Genomic DNA, 18,801 nt, shown 5'->3' on the forward strand with positions numbered 1-18,801 from the left:
TCTAAGATTAAGTATAACATCACAATCCATCCACTATGAAAAAAGATATACTCATTTTTGTACTGACTATCTTATTATGCTTGCCGGGAAGATTATTTTCACAAACCTACCAACTTACCGGAAACCCTGTAAATACAACGGGCTGGGATCTTGTCTCTGATGCTATCGTAAGCGGAGACTTTGTAAGACTTACAACAGATCAAACCAGCAAATATGGAGCGGTAAAATTATCCACCCCAATCACATTGAGCTATTGTGATAAATGGAAAGTGGAATTCGACTTCAGAATTGACGGAAATGGAACCACACAGTTTGGAAAAGGAGACGGCTTTACCTTCTGGTATCTTGCTAATCCACCAACAGGTTTTGTATCCGGAGGAGGATTAGGTATTCCTGCCAATGCTTCAGGATTGATGGTTGGTTTTGATATTTTCAACAATACCACCGAAGGCCAGATGAGTAAAGTTCACATTCTTTACGGAACTAATAATACAGCAGGTAACAACATTGAATACAATACTACTCCGGGAAGTACATTCCACTCCCCGGACCTTATTGCTACTCAACCATTTGTAGGAGACACTTACAGGCACGTTGAAGTAAACGGAGAAACAGATCTTACCAATCCTACAAACTGGATTATCAAAGTAAGAATCAACGGAGTACTTATTGTAGATCAGTCTTTTGCCCCTTCCGGAGGCGCCGTAGGAATGTCACAGGGATATTTTGGCTTCTCTGCTGCAACCGGAGGTGCCAGTGCGAGACATTCTATTAAAGACGTTAAAGTATTTGTAGATAAAGTTCCTATTTTAAGCAATACAATCAGTCCGTTCGTATGTACAAATCCTGCTACAGGGAACGGCACAGTAGACCTTACTTCTTATAACTCTCAATTTGTAAATAATCCCGGAAATTATATTTTCACTTATTATGTATTGGGAAGTTCAACTCCTATTGCTAATCCTGCAGCTTTCCAGTATTCAGGAAATACTACCATTAAGGTGGTTGTAAAAGATCCTACCTCTACTCTTTGTGATAATGGTGACGGAGTTATTCAGCTTAACCCTACTCCATTTGCGGCAACAGATGCCAGCCTTACCGGATGTAATAATAACAATGCCGGAACAGCAACTTTTGATCTTAACACAGCAACTGTCACAACTGTTGCCGGAGTAACCAAGGAATTCTACCCTACATTATATGATCTGAATAATGGCACAAACCAGATTACTAATCCTTCCGCTTATGCTTCGGCAGCAGCTACAATCTACGTAAAAGTAACAACCCCTCAAGGTTGTGTAAGTACATCTAAAATTACCCTGAACATTTATCCCGTTGTAGTTGTCAATGATATCGAAATAAAATCGTGCTTTATTGAAACCAATCCATCTATGGCTTCTTTCAATCTTTTGGGAGCTGTTGTTTCTCAAGGCGGACTTACAAAAGAATACTATCCTTCATTAACAGATGCGATCAGCGGGACCAACGCAATAGCCAACCCAGCTGCATACATTGCGCCTAACGGAGTTGTTTATATTAAAGTATTCAGTGCAGACGGATGCTATTCTATTGCTAAAGTTACATTAACCGTAATCCCTCCTGTTTTCTCAAGAACTCTGCATGATCAGACGATCTGTATTGAAAACACAACAACATTAGATGCAGGAGCCGGTTTCAAAAGCTACGAATGGAGTACAGGAGCTACCACTCAGTCTATCAAGAATGTAGGGGTTGGTACTTACTGGGTAAAACTTAAAACCGGAGATTGTATCGCTACACAGAAAGTAACCGTATACCCTTCTGACAATCCGGTTATTACCACTGTTGATATTTCAGGAAGTACAGTAACGGTATATGCCAATGGAGGGACTCCTCCTTATCAGTATTCTATGGATAATATTAGCTGGCAGGATTCCAATATATTTACCAACATTGCCAGAGGAGAAGCTAAAGTATATGTAAGAGACGGGTATAATTGTATTCCTGTTGAAATCAATATTACGGTTCCTAATCTTATCAATGTGATTACCCCTAATGATGATGGTATTAATGATTTTGTTGATTATTCTGCATTAGCCAACAAACAAAATCTGGAAATAGCCATCTTCGACAGATATGGTTATAAAATGTTCCAGGCAGATAAAACCAATGGCTACAAATGGGCAGGTACCACTAATGGAAGCAAAAAAGTTCCTACTGGAAATTACTGGTATTCTGTTTCATGGAATGAAAATAATAAAAACAGTACTCCGATAAAATTCTCAGGGTGGATTGTTGTAAAAAACAGAGAATAATTACACTTTCCGTCACATCAAAAGAATCACCCCGCCAGCCGGGGTGATTTTTTGTATAAACAGGCAGGAGATATTTCATTTTAAAGCCTCTTTATTCATATTCAATTCTTAAATTTGTCCTATGAATTATTTGGAAGCTTTAAGCAGAAGATATTCTGTAAAAAAATTCAACCATCAGATTATTCCTCAGGAAACTCTTCACAACATTCTTGAGTCAGGAAAACTGTCTGCCAGTTCACTGGGACTTCAGCCCTATAAAATTGTGATTGTTGAGAGTGAGGAAATGAAGCAGAAACTGATTCCGGCTTTCTATAATCCTTCTCAGATTTCTACTTGTTCTCATCTTATTGTTATTATTTCCAAGAAAATCATTGAAGAGAACTATATCCGCGGTTATTTTAATCATATTTCTGAAGTAAGAGATACTCCTGTTGAAAAACTGGATCCATTTAGAAACAGTATTAATCAACATATTACACAAAAGACACAGGATGAAATTTTCAATTGGGCAGAAAAACAGTCTTATATAGTATTAGCTAATCTTATGTATGCTGCTGCTATTGAAAATATAGACTCTTGCCCCATGGAAGGTTTCCGTCAGGAACTGATAGAAGAAATTCTAGATATCAATCCTGAAGCAGAAAAAGTAACTGTTACCCTCGCTTTAGGCTACCGTTCTGAAGAAGACCTCTTCCAGCACATGAAAAAAGTAAGAAAACCAAACGAAAAATTGTTTAAATTTATTTAATATTTTAAACGATTGTACCTAAAGTAAGCATATGATAAAAGCGGATGTATTAGTAATCGGTTCCGGCATTTCCGGACTTTCCTATGCCATTAAAGTTTCTGAACAGCTCCCTGATGCGAAAATCATTATTGTAACAAAATCTGACGAAGACGAAAGCAATACCAAATATGCTCAAGGCGGTCTGGCTGTCGTTACAGATTTTCAGAATGATAATTTCCAAAAGCATATTGATGATACCATGCGTGCCGGAGACGGAGAAAACAAACGCGATGTTGTAGAAATGGTTGTAAGAGAAGCTCCTGCAAGATTCAACGAAATTGTAGAATGGGGTGCCCAGTTCGATATGAAGAACGGCAAATTTGCTTTAGGAAGAGAAGGAGGACATACTGAAAACAGAATTGTCCACCACAAAGATATCACAGGTTTTGAAATTGAACGTGCTTTACTGCAAACAGCCAATAACAGCCCGAATATTGAAATTCTTGACCATCATTATGTCATTGATATCATTACACAGCACCACGTTCCGGGAAAAGAACTTAATGAAGGAGACATCCATTGCTATGGTGCCTATATTCTGGATGAAAAGTCCAAAACAATCAAGAAAATCACTTCAAAAATAACACTGGCTGCCACAGGAGGTGCCGGACATGTTTATAAAAATACTACCAACCCAACCATTGCCACAGGAGACGGAATCGCTTTTGTAGCCCGTGCCAAAGGAATGGTTTCCAATATGCAGTATTATCAGTTCCACCCAACAGCTTTGTACAGCAAAATGGATGGAATGTTGTTTTTAATTTCAGAAGCTGTTCGTGGAGACGGAGCAAAATTAAGAACCAAAAGAGGCGAAAAATTCATGCATAAATATGATGAGCGTGAAGAACTTGCTTCCAGAGATATTGTTGCAAGAGCTATTGACGCCGAAATGAAAATTACCGGTGACGAGTTTGTCGGTTTAGACTGCAAGGAAATGAATCATGAAAAATTCTTAGAACATTTCCCGAATATCTATAAAAAATGCAAAGACGAAGGAATTGATCCATTTACTCAATTAATCCCTGTGGTTCCTGCCTGCCATTACTTAATGGGAGGAATTGAAGTAGACAGAGACGGACAGTCTTCTATAAGAAATCTTTTTGCCGTAGGAGAATGTACCAACTCAGGACTTCATGGCGCCAACAGGCTTGCATCCAATTCATTACTTGAAGGTCTCGTTTTTGGACACAATGCCGCTATGAAAACAGTCGCCCTTCTGAATGAAAACAATTTCAACTTTGATGATCTGAAAGCCGTTCCGGAGTGGAATGAAGAAGGAATGAAAATCATGGACGAAATGGTAATCGTGAGCTACCTAAGAAAACAACTTCAGGAAATGATGAGTGATCTGGTAGGTATTGTAAGAAGCAACAGACGTCTGAATATGGCTTTGCAGAAACATCAGGAGATTGCGGCGGCTGTGGATGAAATCTACCACTACTCCATTCTTTCTCCACAACTTTCAGAATTAAGAAACTTAACGACCGTTGCCCACCTCATCATTACCCAGTCTATGGAAATGACAGAGAACAAGGGAGCGTTTTATAATAAAGATTTAGTCTAAAAGCATCATACAATGAAAAGACCAGCATACGTTACAGATAAAGCATTAAAGACATTCATAAAAAGTGCACTTGAAGAAGACATTCAGGATGGTGATCACTCTACCCTATCTACTATTCCGCAGGATCTTGTACAGAGTGCAAAGCTTTTAGTTAAACAGGACTGCATCCTTGCAGGTGTTGAGCTGGCTGAAATTATTTTCAACACTTTTGATAAAAATTTAAAAGTTGAAGTTTTCATTAAAGACGGAACTCCTTGTAAATTTGGAGACGTAGCCCTTATTGTAATGGGAAGTGCAAGATCTATTCTTTCTACGGAGAGATTTGTTCTTAATTGCATGCAAAGAATGAGCGGTATTGCAACCCTTACCCACGATTGGGATTCAAGATTAGTAGGTACAAAAACTAAACTTTTAGATACCAGAAAGACCACGCCAAATTTCAGAATGTGCGAAAAGTGGGCTGTTGCTATTGGAGGAGGAACCAATCACAGATATGGTCTTTATGACATGATCATGCTGAAAGACAACCATATAGACTACAACGGAAGCATCACCAATGCAGTAGCAATGGCAAAGGACTATGTTAAAAAGAATAAGAAAAAGTTAAAAATAGAGGTTGAAACCAGAAACCTTGAAGAAGTTCAGGAGGCAATCAATGCGAAAGTTGACAGAATCATGCTTGATAATATGGATGTAAAAACCATGAAGGAGGCTGTAAAAATGATCAACGGTTCATGCGAGTCTGAAGCTTCAGGTGGAATCACCCGGGATATGCTTAAAGAAATTGCTTCAACAGGAGTAACATTTATCTCTGCAGGAGCCCTTACACACTCTGCTGAGAATATAGATTTGAGTCTCAAAGCAGTGAAATAGCGTTGAATTTTTAACAAAAACACCCCCACTTTGTTAAAAATTTAATAACATGACTTTTTTCATACAAAAATTCAATTTTTTACCACAATGCTGATATTCAACATATTAACATTATTAAGACTGATTAAAAATTAACATTGAGTTAATAATAGTTAAATTTTATTTTGCGAATTTTGCAGAAAATTAAATCTAACTATTACTAACGATTATGAAATTAATCAACAAATCGATGCTATCTGCGGTTATTACTTTATCTACAGCTAGTGTTTATTACGCTCAACAAGTTCAGGATACTGTAAAAACAAAATCCAATGATATTGAACAAGTTGTATTAACTGGTGTTGCTGATATCGCTAAAGATAGAAAAACTCCAGTAGCAGTTTCAACAATCAAAGAAGCTCAAATTGTACAAAGATTGGGTAACCAAGAATTTCCTGAAATTTTATCAACAACTCCTTCCATCTATGCTACAAAAGGCGGTGGTGGTTTTGGAGACGGGCGTATGAATATAAGAGGTTTTGATACTTCTAATACTGCAGTAATGATTAATGGAGTTCCCGTTAATGACATGGAAGGAGGTACAGTATATTGGTCTAACTGGGCTGGCCTTTCTGATGTAACTTCTGCAATGCAGATACAAAGAGGTCTAGGAGCTTCTAAATTAGCAATTGCTTCCGTTGGAGGTACTGTTAATATCATTACAAGAGCTGCCGATAAAAAGAAAGAAGGTAATGTAACTTTGGGGCTTGGTAATGATGGCTACCTTAAAACTTTATTTTCTTACAATACCGGAAAATCGGAAAAAGGATGGTCAACTTCATTCTTGATGAGTAGAACAGCTGGAGCAATGTACATTGACGGTTCAGATTTTGAAGCATACAACTATTACTTCGCTTTAGGTTTCCAACCAAATAAAAAACACGATTTCCAATTTACTTTTACAGGAGCTCCACAATGGCATAACCAAACATTTAATAATACCATCGCAACTGATTTAGATATGGGTGATGGAAGATTAGATGGTGTTTTATCTGATAAACCAAACAGAAAATACAACTCTAACTGGGGATACCTAAATGGTCAACAATATTCACAATCTGTAAATTACTATAGTAAGCCTGTTGCATCTATCAACTGGGACTGGAATATTTCTGAAAAATCAAAATTATCTACGGTAGGATATGCATCTTGGGGTAGAGGTGGTGGAACTGGAATTTTAGGTTCTATCAATGGAAAAGGTATCAATGCTTTACCAAAAACAGCAGACGGTTTAATTCGTTTTGATGATATTTATGCTTGGAACACAGGACAAACAGTTGCCGATTTCGGAGCAAATAACAAGACTCCATTTATTGGGACAAGTTCTAATGGTATTACTAGAAGAGCTAGTGTAAATTCACACGACTGGTATGGAATTCTATCCAATTTCCAGCATAAGATCAATGATAATTGGAACTTCTCTGTAGGTATAGACGCAAGATATTACTATGGTTATCATCCAGGTCTTGTTACTGATTTCTTAGGAAACAAAGAATATCGTGAAGCAGGAAACTTCAATCAATACCCATACTATACTGTTACACAATCATATAATGCTGCACCTTCAGCAAACCCATTTGCAACTGCTATAAAGGACAAATCGCAAATTGTATACAGAAATTATGATGGTAGAGTTCTTTGGGGGGGAGTATTCGGACAATTAGAATATACAAATGACAAAATTTCAGCTTTTGTTCAAGGTTCGGCATCTGAGCAAAGTAACCAAAGAATTGACAACTGGGTAGGAACAGCAGATCTTTATAATGGAACAACTTTAGTTGCTTCTCATTTACAACAAGGACAAGAAGTTAACAGAACTACAGATCAGAAGTTTAGATTCGGATATAATGCAAAAGCTGGTTTAAATTATAACATCAACGAACAGCACAATGTTTTCGTAAATATTGGTATTTATTCTAAACAACCAAATCAAAATGCTATTTTCCCTTATAACTTGCCAACAAAAACATTCGGTTCATTATATCAACAAATCGAAAACAAAGATATAAGAAACGAAAAAGTATCCTCAGCTGAAATTGGCTATGGATTCAAAAGTGGAAAATTCAGAGCAAACGTAAATGCATATTATACAGATTGGAAAGATAGATTTGTTCGTGTTACAGGTATTACTTATACTAATCCTGATAATACTACAGGTACAAATGGTACCGCAAGTTTAACAGGTGTACGAGAAGTGCATATGGGTGTTGAATTAGAGACATTCTACAAGCCTTTAAACTGGTTAGAGTTCAATGGAATGCTTTCTATAGGAAACTGGAAATATAAAAACAACCCAACAGGAAGGATTGCTGACGTAAACGGAGATCCAATTACTACAAACGGAGTAGACGGAGTTACCTTAGCTTTAGATGGGATGAAAGTTGGAGATGCAGCACAAACTACTGCAGCAATAGGTGCAACAGTGAAACCTGTTAAAAATTTGGATGTCTTTGCGACATGGAGATATTATGATAATTTGTACGGAACTTTTAGTATTAATAATAGCTATATTATTACTACACCTGGAGTAACTCCAGCAGGGGCTCAAAATGGTTCATTAAAGGCACCATCCTACAATTTAACAGATGTAGGAGCTTCTTATACATTCAACTTGAAAAACGGAAATAGATTGATCATCACAGGAAATATTTACAACTTGTTTGACACAACTTATATTTCTGACTTGAGATCTAGTATATTTGTTACCGATAAAACGAAAGGAACTTACAAAGGATTGGATACAGCTAACAGTGTTTACTTCGGATTCGGAAGAACTTGGGCAGCATCGCTTTCTTACAGATTCTAATAATATCACAATATTAGATTTTATAAATATCAATCCCGGCTTTGAGCCGGGATTTTTGTTATCTTTGTGTACAAAAAAATAGGATTATGGATTTTTACAAGATTTTTCTTAGTGCACACAAAGGATTCGGGTATTTAGAACTTCTTTTAGTGGCACTATTTATCATTGCACTTTTAGCTACTATGTTTGGCTTCAGTGGAAAAGTGAACAAGTTTTTGAAGAAGACAACACTCTTCACGATGATTTTCTTCCACGTTCAGTTTTTATTAGGAATATGCTTGTTATTCATATTTTCTCCAGGTTTCAAAGCTGCTTTAGATGCAGGAACATTAATGAAAGATGCTTACAGCAGACAAACATTTGTAGAGCATCCATTCTCTATGTTGGTGGCAGCAGTTTTGATGACTATTGTTAACAAAAAAGTAAAATCCAATGATACGATCTCTTTAGGAGTAGTGTTTATGGGACTGATTGCAGCAGGATTATTTGCATTCGCATTCCCTTGGGTAAGAGTCTTTGGGGCTTAAAAAATATAAAGAAAAATTATATGCGTTATAATTTATAAATAGTTTAATCTTAAATTTTTAATTAAATCAATGAAAGTAGCTGTAGTAGGTTCAACAGGAATGGTTGGACAAGTTATGCTTAAAGTTTTGGAGGAGAGAAACTTCCCTGTAACAGAATTAATCCCGGTGGCATCCGAAAGATCTGTAGGCAAGAAGGTGAAGTATAAACAGAAGGAATTTACCATCGTAAGCATGAAGGACGCTATAGCTGCCAAACCGGATATTGCAATCTTCTCTGCGGGTGGTTCTACCTCTCTTGAATTCGCTCCCCTATTTGCGGAAGCAGGAACAACAGTAATTGATAATTCTTCTGCATGGAGAATGGATCCAGACAAAAAATTAGTCGTTCCTGAAATCAATGCTGATGTTTTAACAAAAGAAGATAAAATCATTGCAAATCCAAATTGTTCTACCATTCAATTGGTAATGGTTCTTGGACCTTTGAACAAAAAATATGATTTAAAAAGAGTAATCGTTTCTACCTATCAGTCTGTAACAGGAACTGGTAAAGCTGCTGTAGACCAGTTAAATGGTGAAATCAGCGGAGATGATTCCACTGAAAAAGTATATCCTTATCAGATCTTCAAAAATGCATTGCCACACTGTGATGTATTTGCTGATGATGATTACACAAAAGAAGAGATCAAACTGATGAAAGAGCCTAAGAAAATTTTAGGAGATGATACCTTTAACTTAACAGCGACTGCTGTAAGAGTTCCGGTTCAGGGAGGACATTCTGAAAGTGTAAATATTGAATTCGAAAATGAATTTGAACTGGATGAAGTAAGAAAAATCTTATCCGAAACTCCTGGAGTAATTGTAATGGATGATGTGAAAAACAACCACTATCCAATGCCATTATATTCTGAAGGAAAAGACGAAGTTTTCGTAGGAAGGATCAGAAGGGATCTGTCGCAGCCCAAAACGCTCAACCTTTGGATTGTAGCAGACAATCTGAGGAAAGGAGCAGCAACAAACGCTGTACAAATTGCAGAATACCTTGTAGCAAACAACTTAGTATAAACTAACAAAATAAAAAAGAGTCTCAAAATTGAGATTCTTTTTTTTATCAAACTCTTTACATGAATACCCAGAAAAGTACCCACAAAGAGAAAATAGGATTTCAAAAACTCATTGCCGTATTTGGAATCATTCTTTTCATTGGAAAGATTATTGCCTGGAAACTCACCAATTCCAATGCCGTATTTTCCGATGCCATGGAAAGTATCGTCAATGTCATCAGTGCATTCATGGGATTGTATTCCCTTCATCTTGCTGCCAAACCTAAAGATGACGACCATCCGTATGGCCATGGGAAAGTAGAATTTGTGACTTCCGGTATTGAAGGAGCTTTGATTGCCATAGCCGGTGTTATGATTATCTATGAAGGAATTCACAGTCTTATTGTAGGAAAAACACTGAGTAAAATTGATCTGGGGATATGGATTATCGCAGCCACAGCTATTATCAACTATCTTTTGGGATATATCTCTATAAAAAAAGGAGAAAGAGAAAACTCTCTGGTACTTATTTCATCTGGTAAACATCTTCAATCTGATACCATTACCACGCTGGGGGTGGTAGGAAGTTTAATCATTGTTTATTTTACTAAAATATATTGGCTGGATTCTGTCGTAGCACTGACATTCGGGCTTTATATCATATTTGTAGGCTATAAAATCGTCCGAAAATCTTTAAGCGGTATCATGGATGAGCAGGATCCTGAAATATTAAATCAGGTCATTAAAATTCTTGAAAAAAACAGACATGTAGAATGGATAGATGTACACAATATGAAAATCCAGCAGTTTGGTTCCTCTCTTCATATTGATGCCCATATAACATTGCCATGGTATTATGACCTTCGTGATGCCCATGGAGAAATGGAAAAGGTAATTCTTCTTCTTGCAAAAAATATTAAGCGTACTATTGAATTCAATTTCCATATGGACGACTGTAAACCCATCTCATGTTCAATCTGCCAAATCAAAGAATGCCCTGTCCGGGAAAAAGAATTTGTAAAACGCGTAGAATGGACTCCGGAAAACGTAACCAGCGTGGATAAACACACTGTAGAATAGTTGATAGAAAAATACAGATTAACTCTCTCCTTCTAATTTCCTTCATTTTCTCTGCTGAGCATTTGTTTCCTGTAATAAAACATCGGAACAATCAAAAGTATAATCAAAGGCTGAATGACAAACCTTCTCATATAAAAAGAAAAAAGATACCCTATCTCGAACCTGTCTGAAATGCAATACAAATAAATTGGCAAAGAGATTATAAAAATAATGATAATCATCACAGCACCCTGCAATGTCCATTGTTTGTTTTGAAATAAACCATAAATAATCAGGCAGGAAAACAGAAGATTCAAAAGAAATCTCAACAGATGTCCACCAATCAGTTTCCCCCATTCAAATGCCGGGAATTCAATATTTTTATTAGCTTCATGAAAATAACTAATGAAAGGATCATAAAAAAGATTATCCTCCAGAGCCCTCACTCCTATCAATCCGCAGATTCCTGCTATAACCAGAAGCCAACTAAGAATTTTCATGTTTTAAAGCAAAAAATTTAATCCATACCAGCCAAAGTAAAACAACACTTCCATAAATGATCGCCGGGAAAATAAAGTCATGAAACATTTTTCCGTACTGCTTATAATCAGACATTACGATATTCAGACCAACAATTCTAAGGAGATTCATAATATACAATAAAACCAACCCTACTCCCACAAAAACAAAAGTCTTTGACCCTTTATAAAATGCAAAAACAAAAGACACAAATAGAATGACAACAGAAATAGCATTGCAGCCTTCCACCATTCTGGTTTCATATCTTTCTTTAACATAAAACCAAACTTGTTCATTCTTTACATCATCATAAAGCTGCGTAGGATATCCTATCACATTCTGTATAGATGTTACCTGATTGGCAATAATCCTTGAAAAAGGATCCAAACCGGAATCTTTAGCACTATTAAGATAAAGCTGGTAAGCAAAAAGCAGCACCAGATAAATAATAATAAAACGCAATAAAATACCTAAAACAGGTTTAAAGTCTTTCAGCATAATGCAAAGATAAAAATTAGCCCTTAATATCCTGAATCTGAATAAAGAAAGTTAAAAATCAAAACACAAAACCGACAATTATCTATATAAAACGTAATAATTTCCTCAAAAACGTTTAATAAAATCAATATTTTACAGTCTGATAGCAATCCTCTTTTTTCATTATATATCAGTTCGTTAAACGATTATTTCCAACTCATGTTAATTTAGTATATTTGTTTCCATATTATGACTTCTGAAAACGCAAAACGATTTTTTGAAAACCATATAGGTAAAAAATCTTCCGAATTCGTCACATTAGCTCAAAGCGGCTCTGCTAGGGTCAATTTTCTGGCCGCAGCCGGTTCTGAAAGATACATCATCACTTACAATGAGAATATTCCGGAAAATGAAAGTTTTCTTTACTATTCTGAGGTATTTTCAAGTCTGAACCTTAATACACCTTCCATTCTTGCTGTTACTGATGACAGAAAGATGTACATTCAGGAGTTTTTAGGCCAACAAACACTTTCCGAGGTAATTACAAAGGAACAATTATCTCCTAATGTAAAAAATTTGGTACAACAGACATTAGAAAAGCTTTTCCAACTGCAAAAACAGACCCAGGGAAAAATTGATTTTTCAAGAACCTTTGAATATGAAAGTTATGATGAACTTCCCGTAATTCATGATCTTTACTATTTTAAAAATTTCGTGGCTGATGTTCTGGAGCTTGAGTATAATAAATCAACGCTTCTGAAAGAATTCAAAAAGATTGCAAAACTTATTGAAAACATTGATCCTAAAGGAATTATGATCCGTGATTTCCAGGCAAGAAATATCATGGTGAATGAAAAAAATGAAGTTTCTTTCATTGATTATCAATCCGCCATGAAGGGACCATTAATGTACGATGTCATCTCTTTCCTCTTCCAGGCTAAAGCCAATTTCCCGGAAGATTTCAAACAGGAAATGCTGGAATTCTATATTCAGCAGTTCGAAGATTCTGAAACAAGAATTCAGCTGAAAAATGCAGTGATGCCTATTCAGATGATGAGATTTTTACAGGTTTTAGGAGCTTATGGATTCAGAGGATTGATTCAAAGAAAGCAACATTTCATCGCCAGCCTTGAAAAAGGAATCCAGAATATAACACAGTTCTCCGATTCATGGGAATACATGAATCATTATCCGGAACTGAAGAAAGTAATTCAGCAGCTGACATCAGAAAAGGCAAAGCAAAAAATTGAAGAAATAATAAATAATAAGTAAGTCTTCGGCTCAGACTGACGGATCAAAATATTGGAGCAAATACGAAGCAATTTCAAATTAACCTAAATAAGCCTTAATGGTTTAAAAATAAAAGAATATGCTACACATCGAGATACACAGTTTTTCTTACAAAAAAGGAGGAATTCCTAAAGACAATTCCGGAAATGGCGGAGGTTTCGCGTTTGACTGCCGCGGAATTTTAAATCCGGGAAGAATCGAAGAATATAAAATCCAGACCGGAAATGACATCGGCGTTCAGGAATACCTGGAAACAAAAACAGAAATGCCTAAGTTTTTGGAATTGGTAAAATCTCTTGTTTCCATCAATATTGACGACTACCTTGCAAGAGGCTTTGAGCATCTGCAAATTAATTTCGGATGTACTGGCGGGCAGCACAGATCCGTATATTCCGCTATCAAAATTGCAGAATTTATCAAAGAAAAGTATCCTGAAGGAACAGTGGTAACTCTTCATCATGATGAACAACCGCAACTGAATCAATAAATGATAAGTGATCATTGATAAATGATTTAATTGTCATTTATTGATGATACAAAGTATTATCATTCATCAATTACCATTTATCAATTATAAAAAATGAAAGCTCTAATTTTCGCAGCAGGAAAAGGAACCAGGCTTAAACCGTTTACAGACCACCACCCGAAAGCTTTGGCCAAAGTAAACGAAGTACCACTTCTGGAAAGAAATATCACTTACCTGAAAAGTTTCGGAATAAAAGATTTTGTGATCAACATTCATCATTTTGGAGATCAGATTGTTGATTTTTTAAATAAAAATAATAATTTCGGATGTAAGATTGAAATCTCTGATGAGACCAATGAACTCCTTGAAACAGGGGGCGGCTTGATTTTTGCAAGAAAATTTCTTGATCACGGAGAAGATTTTTTAATCATGAATGCTGATATTCTAACGGACCTGAACATCAATGCATTAGTGGAATACCACAAAAAGATAAAAGATTTTGCTACTTTAGCGGTTTCGGACAGAGAAAGTTCGAGAAAACTCCTTTTCAATGATGATATGGTTTTGAGAGGCTGGCTGAATGTACAAACGGGTGAACAAAGGCTGGCAGAATTCAATAAAGGCTTTAAAGCTCTTGCTTTCAGCGGAATTCACTGCATCAATCCTGTCATTTTCGAAAAAATAAAAAGAACAGGCAAATTTTCTGTTATGGAAGAATATCTGGATCTGATGCAAACCGAGCATATACACGGTTTTGTACATGACAGTATCCTTATCGACGTCGGAAGACCGTCCTCCGTAATAGAAGCCGAAAAACATTTTAAATAAATTTTTGCAATGGAAATTGATGGAACTAGGGATGAAAGTTTAGTAAATCCGGAACTTGACATTAACGAAACAAAACTACACAATAGCTTCAGACAAAAAACCTGGGACGAAACAATCGCTAAAGACAGCTGGATGGTTTTCAAGGTCATGGCTGAATTTGTAGACGGATATGAAAAACTGGCTAAAATCGGTCCATGTGTTTCTATATTTGGTTCTGCCCGACTGAAGCCGGAGAACAAATATTATGAAATGGCTGTAGATATTGCTGAAAAAATCACCAAATTAGGCTTCGGAATTATCACCGGAGGCGGTCCTGGGGTTATGGAAGCAGGAAATAAAGGTGCTTTCAATGCAAAGGGAAAATCTATTGGACTTAATATTGATCTTCCTTTTGAACAGCATTTTAATCCTTATATTAATAAATCTTACTCCATGAATTTTGATTACTTTTTCGTAAGAAAAGTAATGTTTGTAAAATATTCTCAGGGATTTGTAGTAATGCCCGGAGGTTTTGGGACACTGGATGAATTGACTGAGGCTATGACCCTGATTCAGACCAATAAAATTGGAAAATTCCCAATTGTTTTGGTAGGAAGTGAATTTTGGGGAGGATTATTGGATTGGTTCAAGGCTACTCTGTTAAAAGAAGGCATGATTGCTGAAGATGATTTGGATCTTTATCGTGTGGTAGATACCGCTGATGAGGCAGTTGCGCATATTAAGGCTTTTTATGATAAATATTCTGTGAATGTAAATTTCTAATTGGCATATTATTTGTGACTTATAACGAACAAGTATGATTGTAAATCTATTAATTAAGATGAAAAAACTTTTATATATATCAGGAATTTTAACATTTTTTGTGTTAATGAGTTTTATGTATGCAGACTTTTTCTCTTCAATGACCAAAGTGGACTATATTGATGGAAGCAAGACATTGAAGTTTACCACAAAAATGAATACAAGCCATATCTCTGACGCTATTAAAATCAACCCTAGTACGGCAGGATTTGAAGCAGAGGTAAAAAAATATGTGAATAATAATTTTGATGTGTTTGTCAATGGAGCTCCTAAAACGATAACCTTTACAGGAAGTCAGGTCAGTGGAGAAACTGTATGGGTGTATTTTGAAACCGGAGGTGTTTCGGATATCAATACCTTAAAGATTAAGAATACCATTCTTTTAAGCGCTTTTCCTAAGCAGATCAATCTGGTGAATATTGCCTACAAAGGCAGCCAGAAAACAATGAATTTCCAAAGAGGAAAAGAAGTGAACGAGGTTTCGTTTTAAACGAAAATTAGATTTAACCATTATAAATGGGTACCCTGGAAAGTTGAACTTTTCAGGGTATTTTTTTGGGAACAATTAAATATCACATTCAGGAGATAAATTAAGTACAAATACCTAATCTCAAATTTCAGCATTTCCACTCTAATATTTTCATTTTCAGGAGTGTACATTTGTATAGTAATTACAACCCAACAGGTGAAGCCGCATCACTTTAATCACGGGGCGGAATCTGAAAAGCCCAATGAGTAAGAAAACACCAAACAAAACTAAAATATCATGGAAGATATAGAACTTAAATCGTCCAGCCAGGCAATAGATGTCCTGATTGTAATTGACACGGATTATGTACGAGAAAAATATAAAACCCCAAGTACAGATCCAAATAAACCTGTAGGAATAGACCACAATAGCCAGCATATGATTGTTTCAAATGCCAATGCTATTTCAGGACAGGGTTCTGCTGACCTCAACTTCAGTGCAAGAGCCGGAGATACAGTTTCCTTCAGAGGAACTTCAATTTATCAGAATTCGGATGACGCAGTTATTATTTATAATATTAAATACTGGTCCGGAGATCAGGTTTTTAATAATTTCGTATACAATTCTGTTAGAAGAAAGCAAGCTGCTGTACCGGATGTCAATTCTTTAAATGGCCTCCCTGCTACCTCTGCAGATATCAGCTTTGCCAGTATCGATTCAAAAGTAAGATCTACTGGGACAGAGAACTTTTATGTACAGTTTGGGCTTTATATTTTAGATCCTAAAGACAGTAATAAACAGATTCTGTATGGTTACTTTTACTGGGATCCAACAATTACAGTTAAATAAAAGGAAATAATAAAACCACTGCTGATGCAGTGGTTTTTGTTTTTAAATACTTCCAAATCCTGTATCCCATAAAAGTGTTGCAAGATCAAGCTCACTGATATTAAAATCATTTTGATAATCTTTAAAACCGGGCTTATTTTTTAAGTCCTCAATTGCTTTTTCTGCTTTTTCTAAAGATGAAAATACTCCGATATATCTTTCGTCATCCAAAAACCTGTGTATTGTATAGTAATGACTGACGCTGAAAACAGTATTTAAGCCTAGTTCTTTCACTGAAATACAATTTTCATCTATGTCATCACCTTTTTCAATGTAATCACGGCCAATCTCTCCTATTACCTCATGAAAACCTTCATCCCAGTGTATTTTATCCAGAATATAATGATCTGTAACAAAACATTCCGGATAATCTCTGAATCCGGGCAGAATAACTGCTTTAGCTTTTAAATCTTCTGCATCTTCAATGCTATTGGAAAACCCAAGAAATTTAGTATTCATATGAGATTCATCAGTATAAGTATGATTCAAGGCGTAAATAAAATATTCCATTTTAATTTTTAAATACAATTTTCAGAAATAAAAATATAAATTCTCTGTTAATTAAGCTTTATCCTAACTATCAAAAATAAAATCCGGCAGCTTTTCAAGCTGCCGGATTTTTATAAAGTATATTAGAACTATATTTTATCCTAATGTATTATTCAATTTTAATGTTATCAATCTGAACATCATAAACGCCACCAGTTCCGGTTTTGATAGCAAACATATCTTTTCCGGCTGTTGTGTTAATATCAGCAATACCTGTAAGAGTAAGTTCAACTAATCTCCACTGACCGTTTGTGTTGATAGATCCTGTATAAGAGTTAGCACTCTCTACTCCTAAAGTAGCACCAGTAGAGAATGTTCCTAAATTAAATACGTAGAAACCTCCACCTGCTTTATATACATTGAAAGAAAGCGTTTTTCCTGTTGCAGTACCTTTGATATACATTGTAATTCTCTTTGGTACAGCTGGGATTCCTGTAGTAGCGATAGATGTAAATACATAATCGTTAGCTGTAGGTGTTCCTTTAATTTGAAGTGAATTGGTACCATTGTATCCTAATCCAACACCTTGTGTAGCATAAGGCTTAAGTCCGAAACTGTTTACACTTGATAAGAAAGTTGTCCAGTTTTCAAAATCAGATCCTGCAAAAAGGTTTACAGCAGAAGCAGAAGGAGCTTCCGGCTCACCTGGGTTGAATCTGTCATTCGGGAAGTTGATATCATCAAGAGTTCTGATATAAGCCTGCTCTGTAAAAATCGTAGCATTACTTGAACTTGTAAAACGGCTTAAAAGAAGAACGATGTCACCACTTTTTGCATATTTAGGAGAAATCGGAGACTTCGCAAAAGTCGCATAGTTACTGAAACGAAGATCTAATCTACCTGCTTTTTTATCCGTAATATAACGGTCACCTGTAGCTGATTCATCAGCAAAAGTTTTTGTTAATTCTGGATCTTCAAACTGAACGTTTTTAATTTTTACAAGCTGGTTGATGTGAGCACCATTTTTAAGCGCATCAGAGATAGAAGCGAACTCTAGTGGCTTCATTGCAGCTACAACTGGCTTTTGTCCGTCACAAACTCTTGCAACGTAATTTGAAACTTTATTAGGGTTGATTCTACCGATAGGATAATTAGGGTCATAAGAACCTACTTTAATGTTTCCATTCACACCCTGAACGATTAATCCTTTCAGGTTGATTCTCACCAAAGCTCCTGTTGGGAAATCAAGATACTGGTTACCACCGTCGATGTCAATTTCAATACCTTGAGTTGGGTTTTCAGGCTTATCCTGAAGGAACATCATTTTGTAGATGTTTCCAGACTCATCGCTTGAAGAAACGTAAGCTTCAACGATATAATCTTCTTTAATAATATCAGCTTCGGCAGGTTTTACTTTTGCAATCGCTGCAAGTTCTGATAACTGGTGATTAGCTGCTGCAAATTTGTTGGTACATTTGATTTCCGGCACATCATAATCATCAGTTTTTACACAAGACGAGAATGCCAGCATTGAAATGGCACTAAAGATCGCCGCTTTAAAATATATATTTTTCATTGTTTTCGA

The 18,801-nt window shown here is 36.0% G+C and carries 18 protein-coding genes; 14 read left to right on the top strand and 4 right to left on the bottom strand.

Annotation, left to right across the window (positions count from 1 at the left end; genetic code table 11):
• Nucleotides 1-35: 35 nt before the first annotated feature.
• From ACM6F9_RS12655 to ACM6F9_RS12690, 8 genes are all read left to right on the top strand, one after another.
• Complete coding sequence (locus tag ACM6F9_RS12655; RefSeq protein ID WP_414846048.1) at nt 36-2,294, top strand: gliding motility-associated C-terminal domain-containing protein; 2,259 nt, start codon at nt 36-38, stop codon at nt 2,292-2,294.
• A 121-nt stretch (nt 2,295-2,415) separates the two neighbouring features.
• The gene (locus ACM6F9_RS12660; protein WP_105700562.1) at nt 2,416-3,042 is read left to right on the top strand and encodes an NAD(P)H-dependent oxidoreductase; all 627 of its coding nucleotides are present in this window, start codon (nt 2,416-2,418) and stop codon (nt 3,040-3,042) included.
• 31 nt (nt 3,043-3,073) lie between these two features.
• Nucleotides 3,074-4,645, top strand: a complete 1,572-nt coding sequence (nadB, locus tag ACM6F9_RS12665; RefSeq protein WP_414846049.1) for an L-aspartate oxidase — start codon at nt 3,074-3,076, stop codon at nt 4,643-4,645.
• A gap of 12 nt (nt 4,646-4,657) precedes the next feature.
• Nucleotides 4,658-5,518, top strand: coding sequence for a carboxylating nicotinate-nucleotide diphosphorylase (nadC, locus tag ACM6F9_RS12670; protein ID WP_414846050.1), 861 nt, complete (start codon nt 4,658-4,660; stop codon nt 5,516-5,518).
• Between the two features lie 208 nt (nt 5,519-5,726).
• Nucleotides 5,727-8,363, top strand: coding sequence for a TonB-dependent receptor (locus ACM6F9_RS12675; protein WP_414846051.1), 2,637 nt, complete (start codon nt 5,727-5,729; stop codon nt 8,361-8,363).
• A gap of 86 nt (nt 8,364-8,449) precedes the next feature.
• Nucleotides 8,450-8,890 (top strand): hypothetical protein, encoded by a 441-nt coding sequence (locus tag ACM6F9_RS12680; protein WP_105700558.1) that lies wholly within the window; start codon nt 8,450-8,452, stop codon nt 8,888-8,890.
• A gap of 69 nt (nt 8,891-8,959) precedes the next feature.
• On the top strand, nt 8,960-9,952 hold the full coding sequence (locus ACM6F9_RS12685; RefSeq protein ID WP_047427247.1) for an aspartate-semialdehyde dehydrogenase: 993 nt from the start codon (nt 8,960-8,962) through the stop codon (nt 9,950-9,952).
• Between the two features lie 59 nt (nt 9,953-10,011).
• Nucleotides 10,012-11,010, top strand: a complete 999-nt coding sequence (locus ACM6F9_RS12690) for a cation diffusion facilitator family transporter (RefSeq protein WP_414846052.1) — start codon at nt 10,012-10,014, stop codon at nt 11,008-11,010.
• Between the two features lie 32 nt (nt 11,011-11,042).
• Here the strand turns inward: ACM6F9_RS12690 and ACM6F9_RS12695 are convergent, their stop codons facing one another.
• Together ACM6F9_RS12695 and xrtF are read right to left on the bottom strand one after the other, a co-directional pair.
• Nucleotides 11,043-11,489 carry an exosortase F system-associated membrane protein gene (locus ACM6F9_RS12695; protein WP_414846053.1) on the bottom strand — a complete coding sequence of 149 codons (447 nt, stop codon included), beginning with the start codon at nt 11,487-11,489 and terminating at the stop codon, nt 11,043-11,045.
• Nucleotides 11,476-12,006: an exosortase family protein XrtF gene (xrtF, locus tag ACM6F9_RS12700; RefSeq protein ID WP_414846054.1), complete on the bottom strand. Its 531-nt coding sequence runs from the start codon at nt 12,004-12,006 to the stop codon at nt 11,476-11,478. Before xrtF ends, ACM6F9_RS12695 begins: the two co-directional genes overlap by 14 nt.
• Before the next feature lie 228 nt (nt 12,007-12,234).
• Here xrtF and ACM6F9_RS12705 point away from each other — a divergent pair, with 228 nt between their 5' ends.
• The 6 genes from ACM6F9_RS12705 to ACM6F9_RS12730 all read left to right on the top strand — a co-directional run bounded on the left by ACM6F9_RS12705 (nt 12,235) and on the right by ACM6F9_RS12730 (nt 16,688).
• Nucleotides 12,235-13,257 carry an aminoglycoside phosphotransferase family protein gene (locus ACM6F9_RS12705; protein ID WP_414846055.1) on the top strand — a complete coding sequence of 341 codons (1,023 nt, stop codon included), beginning with the start codon at nt 12,235-12,237 and terminating at the stop codon, nt 13,255-13,257.
• A 97-nt stretch (nt 13,258-13,354) separates the two neighbouring features.
• The gene (locus tag ACM6F9_RS12710) at nt 13,355-13,762 is read left to right on the top strand and encodes an ATP-binding protein (RefSeq protein ID WP_414846056.1); all 408 of its coding nucleotides are present in this window, start codon (nt 13,355-13,357) and stop codon (nt 13,760-13,762) included.
• A 93-nt stretch (nt 13,763-13,855) separates the two neighbouring features.
• Complete coding sequence (locus ACM6F9_RS12715) at nt 13,856-14,569, top strand: nucleotidyltransferase family protein (RefSeq protein ID WP_414846057.1); 714 nt, start codon at nt 13,856-13,858, stop codon at nt 14,567-14,569.
• A gap of 9 nt (nt 14,570-14,578) precedes the next feature.
• On the top strand, nt 14,579-15,331 hold the full coding sequence (locus tag ACM6F9_RS12720) for a TIGR00730 family Rossman fold protein (RefSeq protein WP_105700551.1): 753 nt from the start codon (nt 14,579-14,581) through the stop codon (nt 15,329-15,331).
• 58 nt (nt 15,332-15,389) lie between these two features.
• Entirely contained in the window at nt 15,390-15,860 is a 471-nt protein-coding gene (locus ACM6F9_RS12725) for a DUF6702 family protein (RefSeq protein ID WP_414846058.1), read from the top strand.
• A gap of 276 nt (nt 15,861-16,136) precedes the next feature.
• Complete coding sequence (locus tag ACM6F9_RS12730) at nt 16,137-16,688, top strand: inclusion body family protein (RefSeq protein ID WP_414846059.1); 552 nt, start codon at nt 16,137-16,139, stop codon at nt 16,686-16,688.
• 42 nt (nt 16,689-16,730) lie between these two features.
• On the opposite strand, the gene ACM6F9_RS12735 is transcribed toward ACM6F9_RS12730, so the two are convergent.
• Both ACM6F9_RS12735 and ACM6F9_RS12740 read right to left on the bottom strand, forming a co-directional pair.
• Nucleotides 16,731-17,237, bottom strand: a complete 507-nt coding sequence (locus tag ACM6F9_RS12735) for a hypothetical protein (protein WP_414846060.1) — start codon at nt 17,235-17,237, stop codon at nt 16,731-16,733.
• A gap of 148 nt (nt 17,238-17,385) precedes the next feature.
• A complete protein-coding gene (locus ACM6F9_RS12740) occupies nt 17,386-18,792 on the bottom strand; it encodes a DUF5689 domain-containing protein (protein WP_414846061.1) in 1,407 nt (468 codons plus the stop codon).
• Between the last annotated feature and the right edge of the window lie 9 nt (nt 18,793-18,801).

This window comes from Chryseobacterium sp. IT-36CA2 (assembly GCF_949767875.1).
In the GTDB taxonomy this organism is placed as follows: domain Bacteria; phylum Bacteroidota; class Bacteroidia; order Flavobacteriales; family Weeksellaceae; genus Chryseobacterium.